A 17497-nucleotide genomic window follows, 5' to 3' on the forward strand; every position below is an offset into this window, starting at 1 on the left:
AGTTCCTCCGGACGGATGCGGGCGCGCGTCCGCGATGCGGGACGGCGCAGGCCACGGACACCGCACACCGCGCCCCCACCACGGCGAGACCCGCTACCACCCCCGGACACACGACAGGCTACGCCGCGGACGCGCTGCCGAGTGGGCCCGGGCAGCCCGCGCCGGCCGGCCTGGAGGGATACCGGCGCGCGTCCCCGCGGCGGGACAGCGGAAGCCACGCACACCCACACGCCGTACCCCCACCACGGCGGAACCCGCTACCGCCCCGGAAGGGGCGACAGGCGACGCCGCGGATGCGCTGCCGGGTGGGTCCGGGCGGACTCGGGTGCGAGGGGCTGGGCGGCCCGGGCCAGCGCGCGGCGGTCGGGGTGGTCACCCGGTTCGATCAGCGGCCGCACCTCCACCTCGGCGACCAGGCCGCGCGCCGAGAGCACCCGCCACACCGAGGCCGTCAGCGTGTCCTCGCCGACGAACGCGGGGACCGTGCTGGCCGCGCCCCGGGCGGCCCGGTAGCGCAGCCGCACCGGCTGCACGGGTACGCCCGCGTCCAGCGCGGCCTGGAAGACGGCCCGGTGGAAGTCGCCCTGTGCCCGCCCGCACCAGGTGCTGCCCTCGGGGAAGGCCGCGACGGCCGCGCCGCCGCGCAGTGCCCGGGCGATGCGGGCGACCGTGTCCGGCAGGGCGCGCAGCCGGTCCCGTTCGATGAACAGGGCCCCGCCCCCGGCCACCAGCGCGCCCGCCACCGGCCAGCGCCGGATCTCCGCCTTGGCGAGCATCCGCGCCGGGCGCACGGCGGCCAGGAGCGGTATGTCCAGCCAGGAGATGTGGTTGGCGACCAGCAGCAGCCCACCGGTGGGCGGGGCGCCGCCGGTGACGTGGACGCGGACCCCCGCGGCGCGGACGACCGCCCGGCACCAGCGCCTGACCCAGTCGGCGGGGATCCTCCCGCCGAGCGGGGACAGCACGATCCCGGCCAGCAGCAGGGCGGTGACCCCCGCCAGCCGCAGCAGGGCACGCGGCACGGCCGCCGCGGACCCCGCCCGCTCCACGCACGCCCCCGGGGTGCAGGGCGCGCTGGGCAGCCACACGCTCATCAGGCCGGTACGAGGGAGAGGAAGTGCCGCAGGTAGCGGGGGTTGACCCGGCGCATCGACAACAGTACGAACAGGTCGGCGACCCCGAAGTCCGGGTCGTGCGCGGGCTCGGCGCACACCCAGGCGCCGAGGCGCAGGTAGCCGCGCAGCAGGGCCGGGAGTTCGCCGCGGGAGGCGGGGGCCGCGGCGGCCGGGACCCACGGCAGCAGCGGTCGCACCCGGTACTCCTCGGGGGCCAGGTGCCGGTCGCGGACCCGGTCCCAGGTGGCGGAGGCGAGCGCGCCGCCGTCGGCCAGCGGGATGGAGCAGCAGCCCGCCAGCCACTCGTGGCCGTGGTCGACCATGTAGCGGGCGATCCCGGCCCAGATCAGGCCGATGACCGCGCCGTCGCGGTGGTCGGGGTGCACGCAGGACCGGCCGACCTCGACCAGGCCCGGCCGGATCGCCTCCAGGGGGGCGAGGTCGAACTCGCCCTCGGAGTAGAGGCGTCCGGCGACGGCGGCCCGCTCCGGCGGCAGCAGCCGGTAGGTGCCGACCACCTGCCCGGTCAGCGTGTCGCGCACGAGCAGGTGGTCGCAGTACGCGTCGAAGGGGTCGATGTCGTATCCCGGCTGCGGGGTGGACAGCAGGGCGCCCATCTCCCCGGCGAAGACCTCGTGCCGCAACCGCTGGGCGGCACGCACGTCGGCCTCGTCGCGGGCGAGGGTCACGCTGTAACGGGTGGGCGCTGCGGGCTGCGGAGGGCGGGCGAGCGTGATGACGCCGGTCATGGCTTACTCCTGGACGCGGGCCGGGTCGGCGGGGAGGGCGGGCGGACCGCCCGGACACGGCCCGCTCCCCCAAGTTCTCCCGACGCCGGTTGGCGCCCGCGTGACCGAAGCCAGGAGTGTGGATGTGCGGTTGCTGAACGGCGCGCATCCCGGCCCGGTGCTACCGCTTGGCCGCCTTCCGCGTGGCCCGCAGCCACTCCTTGTTCATGCCGGTGATGGACATGAGGGGGATGCCCTTGGGGCAGGCGGTCGCGCACTCACCGGTCAGCGTGCACCCGCCGAACCCCTCCGCGTCCATCTGCGCCACCATGTCCAGCACCCGGGTCTCCCGCTCGGGCGCGCCCTGCGGCAGCACGTTCAGGTGGTTCACCTTGGCTGAGGTGAAGAGCATCGCCGCCCCGTTGGGGCACGCGGCGACGCATGCCCCGCAGCCGATGCACTCCGCGTGCTCGAAGGCGAAGTCGGCGTCCGGCTTGGGCACCGGCGTGGCGTGTGCCTCCGGCGCGGCTCCGGTCGGCGCGGTGATGTACCCGCCGGCCTGGATGATCCGGTCGAACGCCGACCGGTCCACCACCAGGTCCTTGATCAGCGGGAACGCCGCCGCCCGCCACGGCTCGATGTCGATCGTGTCGCCGTCCTCGAAGGACCGCATGTGCAGTTGGCAGGTGGTGGTGCGCTCCGGGCCGTGCGCTTCGCCGTTGATGACGAGGGAGCAGGCGCCGCAGATGCCCTCGCGGCAGTCGTGGTCGAACGCGACCGGGTCCTCGCCCCTGAGGATGAGTTCCTCGTTGAGGGTGTCGAGCATCTCCAGGAAGGACATGTCCGAGGAGATGCCGTCCACCTCGTACGTGGACATGGCGCCTTCGGCGTCGGCGTTCTTCTGCCGCCAGACGCGCAGGGTGAGCTTCATGCGTAGCTCCGCTGGGTGGGGTGGACGTACTCGAAGACCAGGTCTTCCCTGTGCAGGGTCGGGGCCTCGCCGGTACCGGTGAACTCCCAGGCGGCCGCGTAGGAGAACGCGTCGTCCTTGCGGGCGGCCTCGCCGTCGGGGGTCTGGGACTCCTCGCGGAAGTGGCCCCCGCAGGACTCGGTGCGGTGCAGTGCGTCGAGGCACATCAGTTCGGCGAGTTCGAGGTAGTCGACGATCCGGTTGGCCTTCTCCAGCGACTGGTTGAACTCCTCGCCGGTGCCGGGCACCTTGATCCGGCGCCAGAACTCGTCCCGGATCTGCGGGATCCGCTCCAGGGCCTTGCGCAGTCCGGCGTCGGTGCGGGCCATGCCGCAGAACTCCCACATCAGTTCGCCGAGTTCGCGGTGGAAGGAGTCGGGGGTGCGGTCGCCGTCGACGGACAGCAGCCGGTGCAGCCGGTCCTCCGTCCCGGCCAGCACCTCCTGGACGGCGGGGTGGCCGGCCGTCACCGCCTGCTGGTGCGGGGTGCGGGCCAGGTAGTCGTTGATGGTCGCGGGGAGCACGAAGTAGCCGTCCGCCAGGCCCTGCATCAGCGCCGACGCGCCGAGCCGGTTGGCGCCGTGGTCGGAGAAGTTGGCCTCGCCGATCGCGAACAGTCCGGGGACGGTGGTCTGCAGGTCGTAGTCGACCCACAGGCCGCCCATCGTGTAGTGCACGGCGGGATAGATGCGCATCGGCACCTCGTACGGATCCTCGTCGGTGATCCGCTGGTACATGTCGAAGAGGTTGCCGTACTTGGCCTCGACGGCCGCCCGGCCCATGCGCTCGATCGCGTCGGCGAAGTCCAGGTACACGCCCTGCCCGCCGGGGCCGACTCCCCTGCCCTCGTCGCAGACGTTCTTCGCGGCGCGGGAGGCGATGTCGCGCGGCACCAGGTTGCCGAAGGAGGGGTAGATACGCTCCAGGTAGTAGTCGCGCTCGTCCTCGGGGATCTCGGCGGGCGGCCGGTCGTCGCCCTTGGCCCTGGGCACCCAGATGCGTCCGTCGTTGCGCAGCGACTCGCTCATCAGCGTGAGCTTGGACTGGTGGTCGCCGGTGCGCGGGATGCAGGTGGGGTGGATCTGGGTGAAGCAGGGGTTGGCGAAGTACGCGCCGCGCCGGTGCGCCCGCCAGATCGCGGTGGCGTTGGAGTTCATGGCGTTCGTCGACAGGTAGAAGACGTTGCCGTAGCCGCCGCTCGCCAGTACGACGGCGTCGGCGAAGTAGGTGTCGATCGTGCCGGTGATCAGGTCCCGGGCCACGATCCCGCGCGCCCGGCCGTCGACGACGATCAGGTCCAGCATCTCGGTGCGCGGGTGCATCTCGACGTTCCCGGCCGCGATCTGCCGCGACAGCGCCTGGTAGGCGCCGAGCAGCAGCTGCTGGCCCGTCTGGCCGCGGGCGTAGAAGGTGCGTGACACCTGGACGCCGCCGAAGGAGCGGGTGTCGAGCAGACCGCCGTACTCCCGTGCGAACGGCACGCCCTGCGCCACGCACTGGTCGATGATCTCGACCGAGATCTGCGCCAGCCGGTGGACATTGGACTCGCGGGCCCGGAAGTCGCCGCCCTTGACGGTGTCGTAGAAGAGGCGGTGGACGGAGTCGCCGTCGTTGCGGTAGTTCTTCGCCGCGTTGATGCCGCCCTGCGCGGCGATCGAGTGGGCCCGGCGCGGGGAGTCCTGGTAGCAGAACTGGACGACGTGGTAGCCCTGTTCGGCGAGGGTGGCGCCGGCCGAGCCGCCCGCGAGGCCGGTGCCGACCACGATGACCGTGTGCTTGCGCCGGTTGGCGGGGTTGACCAGCTTGGCCTCGAAGCGGCGCCGGTCCCAGCGCTCGGCCACGGGGCCCGCGGGGGCCTTGGTGTCGGCGACCGGCTCACCGGTCGCGTACGCGGCGTATGCAGCACTCATGTTCAGCTCACCACTCCGGTCATGACGCCCACGGGTACGGCGACGAAGCCGGCCGTGAGCAGCAGCGCGAGGACGTCGGCGACGGCCTTCAGGGCACGGTCGCGGGTGCGGCTGCCGACGCCGAGGGTCTGGGCCGCGCTCCAGAAGCCGTGCCGGACGTGCAGGCCGAGCGCGAGCATCGCGACGATGTAGATGACGTTGCCGTACCAGGTGGAGAAGGTGTCGACGACGTTCTGGTACGGGTGGCCCTCCTGGAAGCCGCCCGGGTGCACGGTGCCGGTGGTCAGGTCCAGGACGTGCCAGACGATGAACAGTGCGAGGATGATGCCGCCCCAGCGCATGGTCCGCGTCGCGTAGCTCGCCCGGGGCCTGCTGTGCACGTACCTCTCCGGCCGGGCCCTGATGTCACGGCGGCTGAGCTGGTACGCGGAGGTGGCGTGGGCGACCACGGCGACGAACAGGACGACGCGGACGATCCACAGCGTCCACTCGTAGTGCATGAACGGCTCGCCGACGGTACGCAGCCAGTGCGCGTAGTGGTCGAACTCGCCGGCCCCGAAGAAGATCTTGAGATTGCCGATCACGTGGACGACCAGGTAGAGGAGCATGATCAGGCCGCTGACGGCCATCACGGTCTTCTTGCCGACGGTCGAGTCCCACACGGTGCGTGCCATGGACGGCCGTCGGTCCGTCCGCGTTGCCAGTGCCATGGGACAAGACGCTAAGGCGGCACCCGCCGATCGGTCCAAGACATGGTCCGGCTCGTTTCGATAGGGAACGGCTATGCTGGCCGGGTGCAGTTCCAGCAGCTCCAGTACTTCGTGGCGGTCGCCGAGACCCGGCACTTCACCCGGGCCGCCGATCTGGTCCACGTGGCGCAGCCGTCGCTGTCGCAGCAGATCAAGGCGCTGGAACGGGAGCTGGGGGCGGATCTGTTCCAGCGGGCGCGGGGCAACATCACGCTGACCGACGCGGGAGAGGCGCTGCTGCCGCTGGCCCGGCGGATCCTCGCGGACGCGGACACCGCCCGGCACGAGGTGCAGGAACTGGTGCAGCTGCGCAGCGGCCGGGTCCGGCTGGGCGCCACCCCGAGCCTGTGCACCGGTCTGCTGCCGGACGTGCTGCGCGCCTTCCACGACCGGTATCCCGGTATCCGGCTGCTGGTCGAGGAGGGCGGCTCCCACGACCTGGTACGGGAACTCGCGCGCGGCGCCCTGGACCTCGCCCTGGTCGTGCTCCCGCTGCCGACACCGTCACCCGCCCTGACGACGGTGGAGCTGCTGCGCGAGGACCTCGTGGTCGTGTCGTCACCGGAGGCGCCCGCGCCGGGCCGGGGCGGCCGGGACGTCCGCGTCGCCGACCTTGAGGGTGAGCGGCTGGTGATGTTCCGGCACGGCTACGACCTGCGGGAGCTGACCGTGGCCGCCTGCCGCTCCGCCGGGTTCGAGCCGGACTTCGCGGTGGAGGGCGGCGAGATGGACGCCGTGCTGGGGTTCGTACGGGCCGGACTGGGGCTCGCGGTGGTACCGCGCATGGTCGCGACGAGGTCCGGGCAGGGGCTGCGGGTCACTGCGCTGGCCCGGCCGGGACTGCACCGGACGATCGCCCTCGCCCACCGCAGCGACGTGGCTCCGCCCCGGGCCGCGCGGGAGCTGCAGCGGATGCTGCTGGAACGATGAGCGCACCGGCGCCCGACACGGTCGCACCGCGCACGGCCGCGACCAGATCCGGTCAGGCACTGCGGATCACCCCGCCGGCCCGGCCAGGACCGCACCGGACGATCGCCCTCGCCCACCGCAGCGACGTGGCTCCGCCCCGGGCCGCACGGGAGCTGCAGCGGATGCTGCTGGAACGATGAGCGCACCGGCGCCCGACACGGTCGCACCGCGCACGGCCGCGACCAGATCCGGTCAGGCACTGCGGATCACCCCGCCGGCCCGGCCAGGACCGCACCGGACGATCGCCCTCGCCCACCGCAGCGACGTGGCTCCGCCCCGGGCCGCGCGGGAGCTGCAGCGGATGCTGCTGGAACGATGAGCGCACCGGCGCCCGACACGATCGCACCGCGCACGGCCGCGACCAGATCCGGTCAGGCACTGCGGATCACCCCGCCGGCCCGGCCAGGACCGCACCGGACGAACGCCCTCACCCACCGCAGCGACGCACGGGAGCTGCAGCGGATGCCGCTGGAACGGTGAACGCACCGGCGCCCCACCCGGCACCGGGCGGGGCAGCCCCGTCGCGTCAGCCCGTCGCGTCCACCAGCGCCAGGTCGTGCAGCCGCTCCGGCGGGCCCGGGCGGGCGTAGTACCAGCCCTGGGCGGTGTCGCAGCCGAGGATCCGCAGCTGTTCGGCCTGCGCGCCGGTCTCCACGCCCTCCACCGTGACCGCGAGGTCCAGGCTGTGGGCGAGGGAGACGATCCCCTCGACGATCTTCAGGTCGACGGGGTCGGCCGGGAAGCGTTGCATGCTCTGGGTGAAGGAACGGTCCAGCTTGAGGACGCTCACCGGCAGGCGGCGCAGATTGGCGAGGTTGGAGTAGCCCGTGCCGAAGTCGTCCAGGGCGATGTCGACGCCCATCTCGTGCAGCCGGCGCAGGGGTTTGAGCAGGTCGTCGTCGGCGCCGATGAGGGCGGACTCGGTGACCTCCAGGCACAGAGAGTCCGGCGCGATGCCGACCCGCTCGAGGATGTCCACCGTGTCCTGCACCAGCCCGGGGTGGGTCAGCTGGCACGGCGAGAGGTTGACGTTGATGCGCAGCGGACCGGGGGCCGCCTGCTCGCCGTGCCGTTCCCGCCACTCACGGGCCTGCCGTACGGACTCCTCCAGTACCCAGCGGCCGAGCGGCACGATCAGGCCGGTGTGCTCGGCGAGCGGGATGAACCGGTCCGGGCCGAGCACGCCGTGCTGCGGGTGCAGCCAGCGCACCAGCGCCTCCGCGCCGCGCACACTGCCGTCGCCGAGGTGCACGAGCGGCTGGTACTCGATGAAGAACTCGCCGCGGTCCAGGGCGGTGGGCAGGGCGGTGGTCAGCCCGTGCCGGGTGATCACGCGGGCGTCGGCCTCCGGGTCGGCGAGCTCGGAGCGGTTGCCGCCCGCCGACTTGGCCCGGTACATGGTGATGTCGGCGCTGCGCAGCACCTCCGCCGGGGTCCGCTCCCCCGCCGGGCCCTCGACGATGCCGATGCTGCCGCGCACCAGCAGGTCACGGCCGTCGATGCTGATCGGGGTGACCAGCGCGTTCATGATCCGCTCGGCGAGCTCGTCGACCTCCCGCTCGGTGCCGGGGCCGGTGGTCAGCGCCACGAACTCGTCACCGCCGAGCCGGGCGACCATCTCGCCGGGCGCGGTCGCGCAGGACTGCAGCCGGTCGGCGACCTCCACCAGCAGCCGGTCCCCGGCCGCGTGGCCGAGACTGTCGTTGATGGTCTTGAACCCGTCCAGGTCGAGGTAGCACAGCCCGAAGCGCTGGCCCTCGCCCGCGTTCAGCGCCTTCTCCAGGCGCTCGAAGAACAACGTGCGGTTGGGCAGGCCGGTGAGCGCGTCGTGGGTGGCCTCGTAGCGCAGCCGGAGGTTGAGCAGCCGCCGCTCGGTGGTGTCCTCCATGAGGGCGAGCTGGTACTGCGGGTCGCCGTCGGCGTCGCGCAGCAGGGACACCGTCAGGTTGGTCCACAGCGCCGTCCCGTCCGGGCGGTAGAACGGCTTCTCCACGTGGTAGTGCTCGCGCTCGCCGCGCACGAGTTCGTCGTAGAGCTTCCAGACGTGGGGCGCGTCCTCGGGGTGCGTCCAGTCCATGACGCTGCGGCCGCGCACCGACTGCTCGGAGCCGCCGAACATGCGCAGCAGCGCGGCGTTGACCTGCAGGATGTTGCCCTCCAGGTCGGCGATGCCGATCCCTATGGCGGCGCCCTCGAAGACGGCGCGGAAGCGGGCCTCGCTGGCGTGCAGCGCCTGCGCCACCACGCCCTGCGCCCTGAGCGCCGCCTGGGCGATGGCCTCCTGCTCGGCCAGGGTCCGCTCCCTGAGCGCCTGCGCGAACCCGGCGGCCATCGCGTGCTGCAGGCGCGAGGAGCGCATCCTGAGCTCCTCCTGGGGGCCGTCCGCACCGCAGTAGAGCACCAGGTAGGCGTCGACGCAGTCCAGGGTCCGGCTGAGCGCCTCGGGGTCGGTGCAGTGCGCCTGGATCAGCGCCGCGCCGACCGACCTGGCCTCGTCCGCGTCGAAGCTGCGCGCCCGCAGCAGCCCGCTCAGCCGGCGGGCGAGCGGCAGCAGCCGCTCCTCGAACTCCGGCCGGGTCAGCGACGTCGAGGTCACCGGGAAGACCGCCCGGCTCCAGATGGTCGCGAACCGGCGGAGTCTGTCCTCCGGCCCGTCCGGTTCCGCGCTCACGCCGCGCGCCCCACGCCGGCGAATCCGGAGAAGGCGTACGGATCCTCCTCCTCCGGCGGCGTCTGAGGCCGCCAGTGCGGCATCGGCACCAGTCCGGGTTCCACCATGTCGTACCCCTCGAAGAACCGCGCGATCTCGTCGCGCGAGCGCATGATCAGCGGACTGCGGATGCCCTTGTACACATCCACCGCGCCCTCGGCACGTTCGGCGGGAAGGGGGATTCCCTCGTACGAGGCATGCGTGAGGACCAGCAGGCTGCCGGGCGCGAGCTCCGCGCTCAGCCGGGCCACCGCGCCGTAGGGGTCGTCCGCGTCTTCCACGAAGTGCAGTATGGCAACGAGGAGCAGTGCCACTGGCCGGTTCAGGTCGATCAGTGTCTCGACCTGGGGGCTGGCCAGGATCTCGTCGGGCCTGCGGAGGTCGGCGGCGACGATGCCCGTGCCGGTGGTGCCCGCCAGGACCGCCTCGGTGTGCGCCACGGCCACCGGGTCGTGGTCCACGTACACCACGCGTGCGTCCGGGGCGGCCGTCCGGGCCACCTCGTGCACGTTGTCGAAACTGGGGATGCCGGAGCCGACGTCGAGGAACTGGGTGACGCCCTCGGCGCAGGCGAAGCGCACGGCGCGGCGCAGGAACGCCCGGTTCGCCTGCATGATCTTGGGGAGTCCCGGCATGAACTCCAGCGCCTTGCGGGCCGCTTCCCGGTCGGCCTCGAAGTTGTACGAACCGCCCAGGTAATAGTCGTAGATCCGCGCGACGCTCGGCACCGAGATGTCGATGCTCCGGGGAGCCCAGGCGGGACGTTCCATGTATCTCTCCAAGGCGTAGGCGATCCGGTGTTCGAGCTGAGGCTACTGATCGCCCGCCAAAGGAGCGACCCGAAACGGAAATTGACTATCCGTTCCCGGTCAGGCCGTGCGGTGTGTGCCGGTGCGGTTCCATGAGGTGACGACCGCCCGGCACAGCGGTCCGCCCCCTCCGTGCGGTGCGGAGGGGGCGGACCGGTGGCCGGGCGCCGGACTGTCGTCGTGCGATCAACCCTGGGGAGGTGATGACTACTACGACGTGGCGCCGACCAGCTTGCCGGCGGGCGAGACGGCGTACCAGGTGCCGCCGACGCCCTGACCGTTGGTGTCCCCGGGGGCCTTGTCACCGGAGAAGGTGTAGATCGGCCAGCAGTCGACCGTCATCTGCTTCTGGCCGTTGTCGGTACGGGCGAAGCCCATCAGGCCCTTCTTCTCGACGCCCTTGGTGTCGTTCACGTTGACCTCGGCGACGGCCGGCCACTTCTCCAGGCAGGCTCCGGTGCAGTTCGAGACGGGCTTGGGCCACGCCTTGTCCTTGATGAAGCGGTAGACCGTCATGCCGTTCTTGTCGACGATGATGTCGCCGAGCTTGGCGTCCTTGCGCACGGACAGACCGGGCAGGGACGAGAGGGTCGCCTTCTTGCCGTCGGGGGCCAGCGCGTACCACTTGCCACCCACGCCCTGGCCGTTGACGTCACCGGCGTTGACGTCCTTGGCGTAACGGTAGGCCGGCCAGCCGTTGATGGTCAGCTGCTTGGTGCCGTCGGGGCGGGTGACCTCGCCCAGCAGCGCCTTGTCGATGCCGGCGCCGGCCTCGGCGTCGTCCGCGGGGACCGGCGGCCAGGTGGTGGCGCAGTCACCCTCGCAGTTCGACTTGGGGGGGTTGGCGGTGTCCTTGTCGAAACGGTAGAGGGTGAGGCCCGCACCGTCGGTCAGGACTTTGCCGAGGTCGGGGTTGCTCGCGATGGTCAGCTTGCCCGCGGGCTCCGCCGGGCTCGGGGAGGCACTGCTCTGCTGACCGTCGGCACCGTAGCCGTTGCCCGCGCCGGTATCCGTCCCGGTACCGGTACCCGTGCCGGTACCGACGCCGACGCCGCCCGACGTGGCCGGGGCCGTGGCACCGACGTTCTGGGCCGCCGACGACGGAGTCGTGGAATTGTCCTGACCGCACGCCGTCGTCAGCGCCAGCACCGACGCGGCTGTCGCCATCAGTGAGGCGCTCCGCCAGGAGGTCTTCATTGCTAACTCCCCATAATCGCCTGGATATTGCAGCGCCTGCTGCGCCGCCGCACGACACTGGGTACGCACGGGACCGGCGGAAGTGTTCAACCGGCGCGCAAATTTCTTTCAGGAACCTGTGGCCGGCGGGGTCCGCGGCCCCCGCGTCACTCCCGCGCCTTGCCCCGTACACCCGTGCGCCTCCTGTGCGCCCGACACGACCGACATGCAAACCACTCCGGGCCGTTTGTCCCCTCTTCGGGCCAATCCGCCCGTTCTCCGGCGTACGGGGCCCCGGCCCGCCTCATGATCTCCGTCGTGCATGGACCCGAACCGACCCGACTCACCCCCGCCGCCCGGGTATTGGCCCTGGCGGCGCTGACCTGGGGCCTCGTGGGCTGTCCGATCGGCACGGCGGCGGCCGACGCCTGCGCGTACGCCTCGGTGGGCTCGGACGGCATGTGGGCGGTGGCCGTCGCCGGGGACTCCTGGCCGACGCCCCCGGCCTGTCCGGCGCCCACTCCCCCGCCCTGCCCGACGCCGACACCCACACCCACGCCCACCCCGACTCCTACACCCAAGCCCACCCCCACGCCCACCCCGACGCACACACCCAAGCCCACCCCCACGCCCACCCCCACGCACACACCCAAGCCCACCCCCACGCCCACCCCCACGCCCACCCCGACGCACACGCCCACCCCTACGCCCTCGCCACCCACGCCGAAGCCGAAGCCCACTTCGACCCTCGAGCCGAAGCCCGGGCCGCCGTCTCCCACCGCGGCGCCGCCTCCGCCGGAGCCGGCCCCGTCGCCGAAGCCCACCCCGCACCCCTCGCCGACCCCGGTGAGCTATCCGCGGTACCAGCCGCGCCCGCCCCACCACCCCTCGCACAGCCGCACGTCCCCCGTCACCTACGTCCTGCTCATCACCGCGCCCGCGGTGGTCACCGTCGCCGCGCTGCGCCCGCGCTGACGCACCGAACCCTTGGAGAGCCCGTTGTCGGAATGGCTTGTTCTCGCCCTCGCGATGGTGACCGCATGCGTCGTGGTGGTCGTCATCACCCTGGTACGGCACCGCAGGGCACCGGAGGACGAGGACCCCAGCGAGACCCCGGACGTCATCGAGTACATGACGATGTGGATCGGCGTCGTGTACGCCATCGTGCTGGGCCTGGCCATCGCCGGGGTGTGGGAGGCGCGCAGCGCCGCCCAGGACCACGTGCAGGCGGAGGCCCAGGCGCTGCACGAGATCTCCGAGCGGGTCCGGGTCTATCCGCCCGACGTCCGTGACCGCATTCGAGCCGACGTCAACGCCTATGTCGGACACGTCGTCACCACCGAGTGGAAGGCCATGGCCGACCATGGCCGCCTCACCGACCGCGGCACCGAACTGCTGCGGCGCGTCCGTGAGGACGTCACGGACTACCAGCCGAGGACCGACTTCCAGGCCCAGGCCTACCAGCCGCTCGTCGACCAGGTGGCCGCCGCCGACCAGGCGCGCAACGCCCGGGCGGACTCGACCGGGTCGACGATGCCGGGTGTGGTCTGGTTCGGGCTGCTGACCGGTGCCGTGGTCACCGTCTGCATGGTCTTCGCGCTCCAGATCAGGCGCACGGCGCGCGAACTGGTCCTCGCCGGGCTGTTCTCCGCGCTGATCACCTTCCTGCTCTTCCTGATCTGGGACTTCGACGCACCCTACAGCCGGGGCATCGCGGCGTCGGCGGAGCCGTTCCTGAACCTCTTTCCGCACCTCGGGGGGTGAGAGCGGGCGGGCTGTCGCCCCGGCTCCCTCGGGAGTCCGGGGCGACAGCCCGCCCGGCCGGATGCCGGTCCGCGCCGGGAGCGTCCCGTCAGATCCGCTTGGTGCGGCGCCGGCGCAGCACGTACACGCCTCCGCCGATCACGGCCGAGGCGACCAGCGTGCTGCCGATGGCCAGGTCCGCCGCCGTCGCCCCGGAGGAGTTGCTGCCGCCGACTCCGCCCAGCACGCCGCCGATCACCGTGAAGGCGGTCGGATTGGTCAGGGTACGGCCGTTGCAGTTGACCCTGATCTCGTCCGCGCCGGGCCGGGTGCCACTGCTGATCGTCGCGATGCCCCTCGAGACGTTGTTGCCGACCGCCGTCAGCACGGCGTTGCCGAAGGCGGGCGAGGTCATGCTGCCGCCGTTGCACCCCTCCACCGTGACGGTGAGCTGTCCGCCGGGGGCGACCGCGCTCGGCGAGGCGACGATGTTGCGCGTGCCGAAGGCGTTCCCGGCACCGGTGAGGCTGCCCGCGCCGGTGAGGCTGCCGGTCAGGTTGCCCGCACCGGTGAGGTTGCCGGTGCCGGTCAGGTTGCCGACGCCCGGGATGACGGCGTTGCCCGGGAGACTGCCGACACCCGGCACGCTGCCGGCGCCCGGGACGTTCCCCGGGACGTTGCCCCCGCCCGGGAGGTTGTTGCGTCCCTGGTGGCCGAGATTGTCACGCCCCTGACCGGCGAACGGGTTGATGGCCACGCCGCCCACACCGCCCACACCGCCCAGATTGTTGTTGCCCGTTCCGCCCCCGTTGCCCATGCCGTCCGCGACGGCCACGGGGGCGGTGAGCCCGAGGACGGCGACCGCTGTGCACGCGGCCGCCAGGGCACGAGAGTTGCGCATGTGATCCTCCGCGGGAGGTCGTCCGGGGTCCGTCCCCGGACGATCGGCGAGAAAGCACCTCCCGCATAGACCCTGAGGCGCGCGGAACACGCCCGCATGTCGAGAATGGTCCGTCCGGGTGGGCGGCCACCCCCCGAGAAAAGCCCACCATCGGATAATGGCGCAGGTCACAGGCCGTCAGAAAAATTCTCGGAACGGCAACTCGGATGGCGCACGCCCCATCCGTTCGGGCCACCCGTTCGCCCGCCGCCCGTCGCCGGGCGCTTCCGGGGGACTTAGCGTTTTCCCATGCGCGAGGGACGTGGTGACGGCCGTGTCGAGAGAGGATGGCGAATGTCTGCGTCCGACCCGGCCGCACTGGCCGAAGAGGAGGCGCGGCGGAGGAAGCGCGCCCCCTGGGGCGTGATCGCGCTGGTTCTGCTGACCGGCCTGGCGCTGATCCGCAACGGCTCCGGGGAGTTCGACACCGGCCCGCCGCAACCGGCGTCGGCGGCGGCCGCGGACAGCGGCGCCGGTGCCGGCGCCTTCGCGGACTCCCCCGCCCCGCTGGCGTTCTCCGTGGTGGACCGGGTGCGGATCCCCGCGATCCAGGTCGACGCCCCGGTCGTCCCCGTCGGTCTGGACTCGGACGGCTGGGTCGCCGCGCCGCCCCCGGAGAACCCCAACCTGGCCGGCTGGTTCACCGGTGCGGTGTCCCCCGGGGAGAAGGGCACGGCCGTCATCGTGGGCCACGTCGACAATCAGCAGGGCCCGGCCGTGTTCTACGGGCTCGGCGCCCTGAAGAAGGGCAACCGGATCGAGGTGGTCCGCCAGGACGGGAAGATCGCGGTGTTCGAGATCTACGGCGTCGAGGTCTTCGCGAAGAAGGACTTCCCCGGTGACCGGGTCTACGCCTCCAAGGGCACACCGGAGCTCAGGGTCATCACGTGCGGCGGAGGCTTCTCCAAGCAGAACGGCTACGACGGCAACGTCGTCGTCTTCGCCCGCCTGACCGAGGTCCACTGAACACCCCCGGGCGCGTCCGGTCAACGGCGGCGCCGGCGCGGGACGGTGATGTGGTAGCCGGAGTCCAGGAGGTACGGCAGATAGGTGCGCAGCGCCTGGACGCTCTGCGAGCGGTCGCCGCCGGCGTCGTGCGAGAGGACCACGACACCGGGGCCGGCACCGCTCTCGATCCGGTCGACGACGGTGCCGGTGCCGGGCGTCGTCCAGTCGAGGCTGTCGACCGTCCAGGCGAGCGGCTCCATGCCCATCTCGGCCTCGAGCTGGAAGGCCGCGCGGTTCCAGGCGCCGTAGGGGGCGCGGAACCACTGGGGACGCTCGCCGTAGGCGTCCTCGATGACGTCGCTGGTGCGTTCCATCTCGTCACGGATATCGGCCCGCCCCAGCTGGGTGAGCAGCGGGTGGGTCCAGGTGTGGTTGCCCACGATGTGCCCGTCGTCGGCCATCCGCGCCAGCAGCTCCTTGTTGTCGACGGCCATCTCGCCGCAGACGAAGAACATCGCGCGGACGTCGTACTTCGCCAGGATGTCCAGGATGCGCGGGGTGTAGCGGGGGTCCGGTCCGTCGTCGAAGGTCAGCACCATGGACCGGCTGCGTACGGGGAACTCCATGATGGGCTCGCTGCGCACCGCCAGCCGTTGGGGCCCCGGGCGCGGCGGCGCGTCTCCGGCCAGCGGCTGCAGGCGGTAGGCGGACCGTCTGAACGCGGCGCGCGCCTGCGGGCCGGCGGCGGGTCCGGCACCGGCCCGTACCGGCTCCTCCCCGCCCGTCCCCGCGATGAACAGTCCGGCCGTTCCCGCGGCCCCCACGGCGGCGACACCGGCCAGGAGAGCCTGGCGGCGCGTGAGCAACTGGTCCTTCGTCATGACTTCATCAGTCGCCCGGACACCGTCGGCGCACCACGACGACACCGGTGCGGCGGCACGAAAGCACTCACCCGGCCCAGCCGTATCCGGCCGAACGCGGGACCCGGGGCCGCAGGGATGATCCGATAGCCTCACCAGCGTGACGGAACGGCACTCCCACCAGTTCGAACGGGGCACGGACGGACCGAAGGTCATCGTCGTCGGCGTGGACGGCTCCGATTCTTCGCTCCGGGCCGCCGCCTACGCGGCCGGTCTCGCGCGGCGGCAGCGCGCCCTGCTCGCGGTCGTTTACGTGCAGCCGGTGATGGCGGCGGGCGCGGCGCTCGGGGTGCCGGTGGCGGAGACGACGGACGAGATCGCCGAGGACCTGGCCGCGCAGATCCGGGAGGCGGCCGAGCGCCTCAAGGGCGTCTACGACGTCCGCTGGGAGTTCCACACCTTCCGCGGCGACCCGTTCAGCGGGCTGGTGAAGGCGGCGGACGACCTCAAGGCCGACGCCGTGGTCGTGGGGGCCTCGGAACAGGCCGGCCACCGCATCATCGGCTCGGTGGCGATCCGCCTGGTGAAGGCGGGACGGTGGCCGGTGACAGTCGTTCCGTAGCCTCCCGGGGTTCTCGCCACAGCAGCGCCGGGGTCGCCAGGAGCAGGACGCCGGCGAGGGCGATGGCGGTGCGCGGGCCGGTGAGGGCGGCCAGCAGGCCCCACAGTGCCGTCAGGGCGGCGGTGGTGGCCTTGCCGGTGACCGACCAGGCGGTCAGGGTGCGGGCGACCCGGTCGTTCGGGGTGCACTCCAGACGGCGGGTGGCGTACACCGGGCTGTAGAGGCCCGAACAGGTGATCACCCCGAACTCCAGGACCATCACCAGCAGCAGTCCGGGCAGCCCGGGCCCGACGAAGGCCAGCCCGAGGGGCCAGACGGCGCGCAGGGTGCCCGCGGCGCGCAGCACCCGGCGCTGCCCGTGGCGGGCGACGAGCGGCCGGGCCAGCCAGGAGCCGAGGAGGCCGCCGAGGCAGGGCACGGCGAAGGCGAGGCCGTACTGCCAGGGGGCGAAGCCCAACGGGCCGAGCATGAGGACGGCCAGCGGCGGCGCGGCGACCATGATCAGGGCGTTGGCCGCCAGGTTGTTGAAGAACAGCGGCCGCAGGACCGGGCTGGTGAGGATGTGCCGCCAGCCGTCGAGCAGGTCGGCGGCCCGCAGCCGGGCGGCGCCGGTGCGCTCGGGGCGGGGTTCGCCGCCGCCGACGGCCCGGATGCCCAGGGCCGACAGCAGAAAGCTGACCGCGTTCGCCACGACCGTGGCGACCGGGCCGAACAGACCGATCGCGGCACCGCCGAGGGGTGGTCCGAGGACCAGGGCGGTCCAGTTCGTGGACTCGAACCGGGCGTTCGCGGTGAGCAGCCGGTCGGCCGGCACGAGACCCTTCACGAACGCCCCGGAGGCCGCGTTGAATGTGATGTCCGCGGCCGCGACGACGACGGAGACCACCAGGAGCTGACCCAGGCCGAGGCCGCCGAACGCGTAGGCGGCGGGGATGCTGAGCAGCGCGGCGCAGCGCACCAGGTCCATCCCCGCCATCACCGGCCGCTTGCGCCGGAACTCCACCCACGGCCCGAGCGGCACCGCCAGCACGGCGCCCACGGCGGGCCCGCTCGCCGCGAGCAGCGCCACCTCGGCCGCGCCGGCGTGCAGCACGAGGACCGCGATCACCGAGAACGCGTCGAAGGCGAGCCAGGTGCCGAGCGCGCTGACCGCGTACGCGGCCCACAGCCACCCGAACCGCCGTCCCATGTGTCACCTCCCGTTGGACCCGGGACATGAAAACGTGCGGGTGACCGCCGGGGCAAACA

At 72.5% G+C, this 17497-nt stretch carries 18 protein-coding genes and 1 pseudogene; 8 read left to right on the plus strand and 11 right to left on the minus strand.

Annotation, left to right across the window (positions count from 1 at the left end):
• Positions 1–257: 257 nt before the first annotated feature.
• From ABZX30_RS04345 to ABZX30_RS04365, 5 genes are all read right to left on the minus strand, one after another.
• Positions 258–1094, minus strand: a complete 837-nt coding sequence (locus ABZX30_RS04345; protein WP_355928611.1) for a lysophospholipid acyltransferase family protein — start codon at positions 1092–1094, stop codon at positions 258–260.
• The gene (locus tag ABZX30_RS04350; protein ID WP_355928614.1) at positions 1094–1864 is read right to left on the minus strand and encodes a GNAT family N-acyltransferase; all 771 of its coding nucleotides are present in this window, start codon (positions 1862–1864) and stop codon (positions 1094–1096) included. Before ABZX30_RS04350 ends, ABZX30_RS04345 begins: the two co-directional genes overlap by 1 nt.
• 160 nt (positions 1865–2024) lie before the next feature.
• Positions 2025–2774, minus strand: a complete 750-nt coding sequence (locus tag ABZX30_RS04355; RefSeq protein WP_355928616.1) for a succinate dehydrogenase/fumarate reductase iron-sulfur subunit — start codon at positions 2772–2774, stop codon at positions 2025–2027.
• Positions 2771–4723 (minus strand): fumarate reductase/succinate dehydrogenase flavoprotein subunit, encoded by a 1953-nt coding sequence (locus ABZX30_RS04360; protein ID WP_355928619.1) that lies wholly within the window; start codon positions 4721–4723, stop codon positions 2771–2773. The genes ABZX30_RS04355 and ABZX30_RS04360 overlap by 4 nt, the downstream gene beginning before the upstream one ends.
• Positions 4724–4725: 2 nt before the next feature.
• Entirely contained in the window at positions 4726–5397 is a 672-nt protein-coding gene (locus ABZX30_RS04365; RefSeq protein ID WP_355928701.1) for a succinate dehydrogenase, read from the minus strand.
• 120 nt (positions 5398–5517) lie between these two features.
• Here ABZX30_RS04365 and ABZX30_RS04370 point away from each other — a divergent pair, with 120 nt between their 5' ends.
• From ABZX30_RS04370 to ABZX30_RS04385, 4 genes and pseudogenes are all read left to right on the plus strand, one after another.
• Positions 5518–6402 carry a LysR substrate-binding domain-containing protein gene (locus tag ABZX30_RS04370; RefSeq protein ID WP_355928621.1) on the plus strand — a complete coding sequence of 295 codons (885 nt, stop codon included), beginning with the start codon at positions 5518–5520 and terminating at the stop codon, positions 6400–6402.
• Entirely contained in the window at positions 6399–6581 is a 183-nt protein-coding gene (locus ABZX30_RS04375; RefSeq protein ID WP_355928624.1) for a hypothetical protein, read from the plus strand. The genes ABZX30_RS04370 and ABZX30_RS04375 overlap by 4 nt, the downstream gene beginning before the upstream one ends.
• A gap of 20 nt (positions 6582–6601) precedes the next feature.
• Positions 6602–6760, plus strand: a pseudogene (locus ABZX30_RS04380) (LysR family transcriptional regulator); the annotation flags it as partial.
• The gene (locus tag ABZX30_RS04385; protein ID WP_355928627.1) at positions 6757–6921 is read left to right on the plus strand and encodes a hypothetical protein; all 165 of its coding nucleotides are present in this window, start codon (positions 6757–6759) and stop codon (positions 6919–6921) included. The pseudogene ABZX30_RS04380 and the gene ABZX30_RS04385, both read left to right, overlap by 4 nt.
• Positions 6922–6967: 46 nt before the next feature.
• On the opposite strand, the gene ABZX30_RS04390 is transcribed toward ABZX30_RS04385, so the two are convergent.
• The 3 genes from ABZX30_RS04390 to ABZX30_RS04400 all read right to left on the minus strand — a co-directional run bounded on the left by ABZX30_RS04390 (position 6968) and on the right by ABZX30_RS04400 (position 11157).
• Positions 6968–9112: an EAL domain-containing protein gene (locus ABZX30_RS04390; protein WP_355928629.1), complete on the minus strand. Its 2145-nt coding sequence runs from the start codon at positions 9110–9112 to the stop codon at positions 6968–6970.
• On the minus strand, positions 9109–9921 hold the full coding sequence (locus ABZX30_RS04395) for an SAM-dependent methyltransferase (RefSeq protein WP_355928632.1): 813 nt from the start codon (positions 9919–9921) through the stop codon (positions 9109–9111). Before ABZX30_RS04395 ends, ABZX30_RS04390 begins: the two co-directional genes overlap by 4 nt.
• Before the next feature lie 249 nt (positions 9922–10170).
• Positions 10171–11157: an SCO0930 family lipoprotein gene (locus ABZX30_RS04400; RefSeq protein WP_355928634.1), complete on the minus strand. Its 987-nt coding sequence runs from the start codon at positions 11155–11157 to the stop codon at positions 10171–10173.
• 297 nt (positions 11158–11454) lie between these two features.
• Between ABZX30_RS04400 and ABZX30_RS04405 the strand changes: the two genes are divergently transcribed.
• Together ABZX30_RS04405 and ABZX30_RS04410 are read left to right on the plus strand one after the other, a co-directional pair.
• Positions 11455–12111, plus strand: coding sequence for a hypothetical protein (locus ABZX30_RS04405; RefSeq protein ID WP_355928636.1), 657 nt, complete (start codon positions 11455–11457; stop codon positions 12109–12111).
• A 24-nt stretch (positions 12112–12135) separates the two neighbouring features.
• Positions 12136–12900 (plus strand): DUF4239 domain-containing protein, encoded by a 765-nt coding sequence (locus ABZX30_RS04410; protein ID WP_355928638.1) that lies wholly within the window; start codon positions 12136–12138, stop codon positions 12898–12900.
• Between the two features lie 88 nt (positions 12901–12988).
• Here the strand turns inward: ABZX30_RS04410 and ABZX30_RS04415 are convergent, their stop codons facing one another.
• Positions 12989–13780 (minus strand): hypothetical protein, encoded by a 792-nt coding sequence (locus ABZX30_RS04415; RefSeq protein WP_355928641.1) that lies wholly within the window; start codon positions 13778–13780, stop codon positions 12989–12991.
• 333 nt (positions 13781–14113) lie between these two features.
• Here ABZX30_RS04415 and ABZX30_RS04420 point away from each other — a divergent pair, with 333 nt between their 5' ends.
• The gene (locus ABZX30_RS04420; protein WP_355928643.1) at positions 14114–14785 is read left to right on the plus strand and encodes a class F sortase; all 672 of its coding nucleotides are present in this window, start codon (positions 14114–14116) and stop codon (positions 14783–14785) included.
• A gap of 20 nt (positions 14786–14805) precedes the next feature.
• Here the strand turns inward: ABZX30_RS04420 and ABZX30_RS04425 are convergent, their stop codons facing one another.
• Positions 14806–15648 carry a polysaccharide deacetylase family protein gene (locus tag ABZX30_RS04425; protein ID WP_355928646.1) on the minus strand — a complete coding sequence of 281 codons (843 nt, stop codon included), beginning with the start codon at positions 15646–15648 and terminating at the stop codon, positions 14806–14808.
• Positions 15649–15787: 139 nt separating this feature from the next.
• Here ABZX30_RS04425 and ABZX30_RS04430 point away from each other — a divergent pair, with 139 nt between their 5' ends.
• On the plus strand, positions 15788–16249 hold the full coding sequence (locus ABZX30_RS04430; RefSeq protein WP_355928649.1) for a universal stress protein: 462 nt from the start codon (positions 15788–15790) through the stop codon (positions 16247–16249).
• Here the strand turns inward: ABZX30_RS04430 and ABZX30_RS04435 are convergent.
• Positions 16185–17438 carry an MFS transporter gene (locus tag ABZX30_RS04435; protein WP_355928651.1) on the minus strand — a complete coding sequence of 418 codons (1254 nt, stop codon included), beginning with the start codon at positions 17436–17438 and terminating at the stop codon, positions 16185–16187. The two genes, ABZX30_RS04430 and ABZX30_RS04435, sit on opposite strands and share 65 nt — an antisense overlap.
• Between the last annotated feature and the right edge of the window lie 59 nt (positions 17439–17497).

The organism is Streptomyces sp. NPDC004542, from assembly GCF_040610035.1.
GTDB lineage: Bacteria > Actinomycetota > Actinomycetes > Streptomycetales > Streptomycetaceae > Streptomyces.

Bases quoted from the DNA above. Each gene is read 5' to 3' on its own strand.
- ABZX30_RS04415 (WP_355928641.1), bottom strand. From the start codon at position 13,780: ATGCGCAACTCTCGTGCCCTGGCGGCCGCGTGCACAGCGGTCGCCGTC.
- ABZX30_RS04350 (WP_355928614.1), bottom strand. From the start codon at position 1,864: ATGACCGGCGTCATCACGCTCGCCCGCCCTCCGCAGCCCGCAGCGCCC.
- ABZX30_RS04360 (WP_355928619.1), bottom strand. From the start codon at position 4,723: ATGAGTGCTGCATACGCCGCGTACGCGACCGGTGAGCCGGTCGCCGAC.
- ABZX30_RS04400 (WP_355928634.1), bottom strand. From the start codon at position 11,157: ATGAAGACCTCCTGGCGGAGCGCCTCACTGATGGCGACAGCCGCGTCG.
- ABZX30_RS04355 (WP_355928616.1), bottom strand. From the start codon at position 2,774: ATGAAGCTCACCCTGCGCGTCTGGCGGCAGAAGAACGCCGACGCCGAA.
- ABZX30_RS04345 (WP_355928611.1), bottom strand. From the start codon at position 1,094: ATGAGCGTGTGGCTGCCCAGCGCGCCCTGCACCCCGGGGGCGTGCGTG.
- ABZX30_RS04365 (WP_355928701.1), bottom strand. From the start codon at position 5,397: ATGGCACGCACCGTGTGGGACTCGACCGTCGGCAAGAAGACCGTGATG.
- ABZX30_RS04420 (WP_355928643.1), top strand. From the start codon at position 14,114: ATGTCTGCGTCCGACCCGGCCGCACTGGCCGAAGAGGAGGCGCGGCGG.
- ABZX30_RS04435 (WP_355928651.1), bottom strand. From the start codon at position 17,438: ATGGGACGGCGGTTCGGGTGGCTGTGGGCCGCGTACGCGGTCAGCGCG.
- ABZX30_RS04395 (WP_355928632.1), bottom strand. From the start codon at position 9,921: ATGGAACGTCCCGCCTGGGCTCCCCGGAGCATCGACATCTCGGTGCCG.
- ABZX30_RS04375 (WP_355928624.1), top strand. From the start codon at position 6,399: ATGAGCGCACCGGCGCCCGACACGGTCGCACCGCGCACGGCCGCGACC.
- ABZX30_RS04425 (WP_355928646.1), bottom strand. From the start codon at position 15,648: ATGACGAAGGACCAGTTGCTCACGCGCCGCCAGGCTCTCCTGGCCGGT.
- ABZX30_RS04385 (WP_355928627.1), top strand. From the start codon at position 6,757: ATGAGCGCACCGGCGCCCGACACGATCGCACCGCGCACGGCCGCGACC.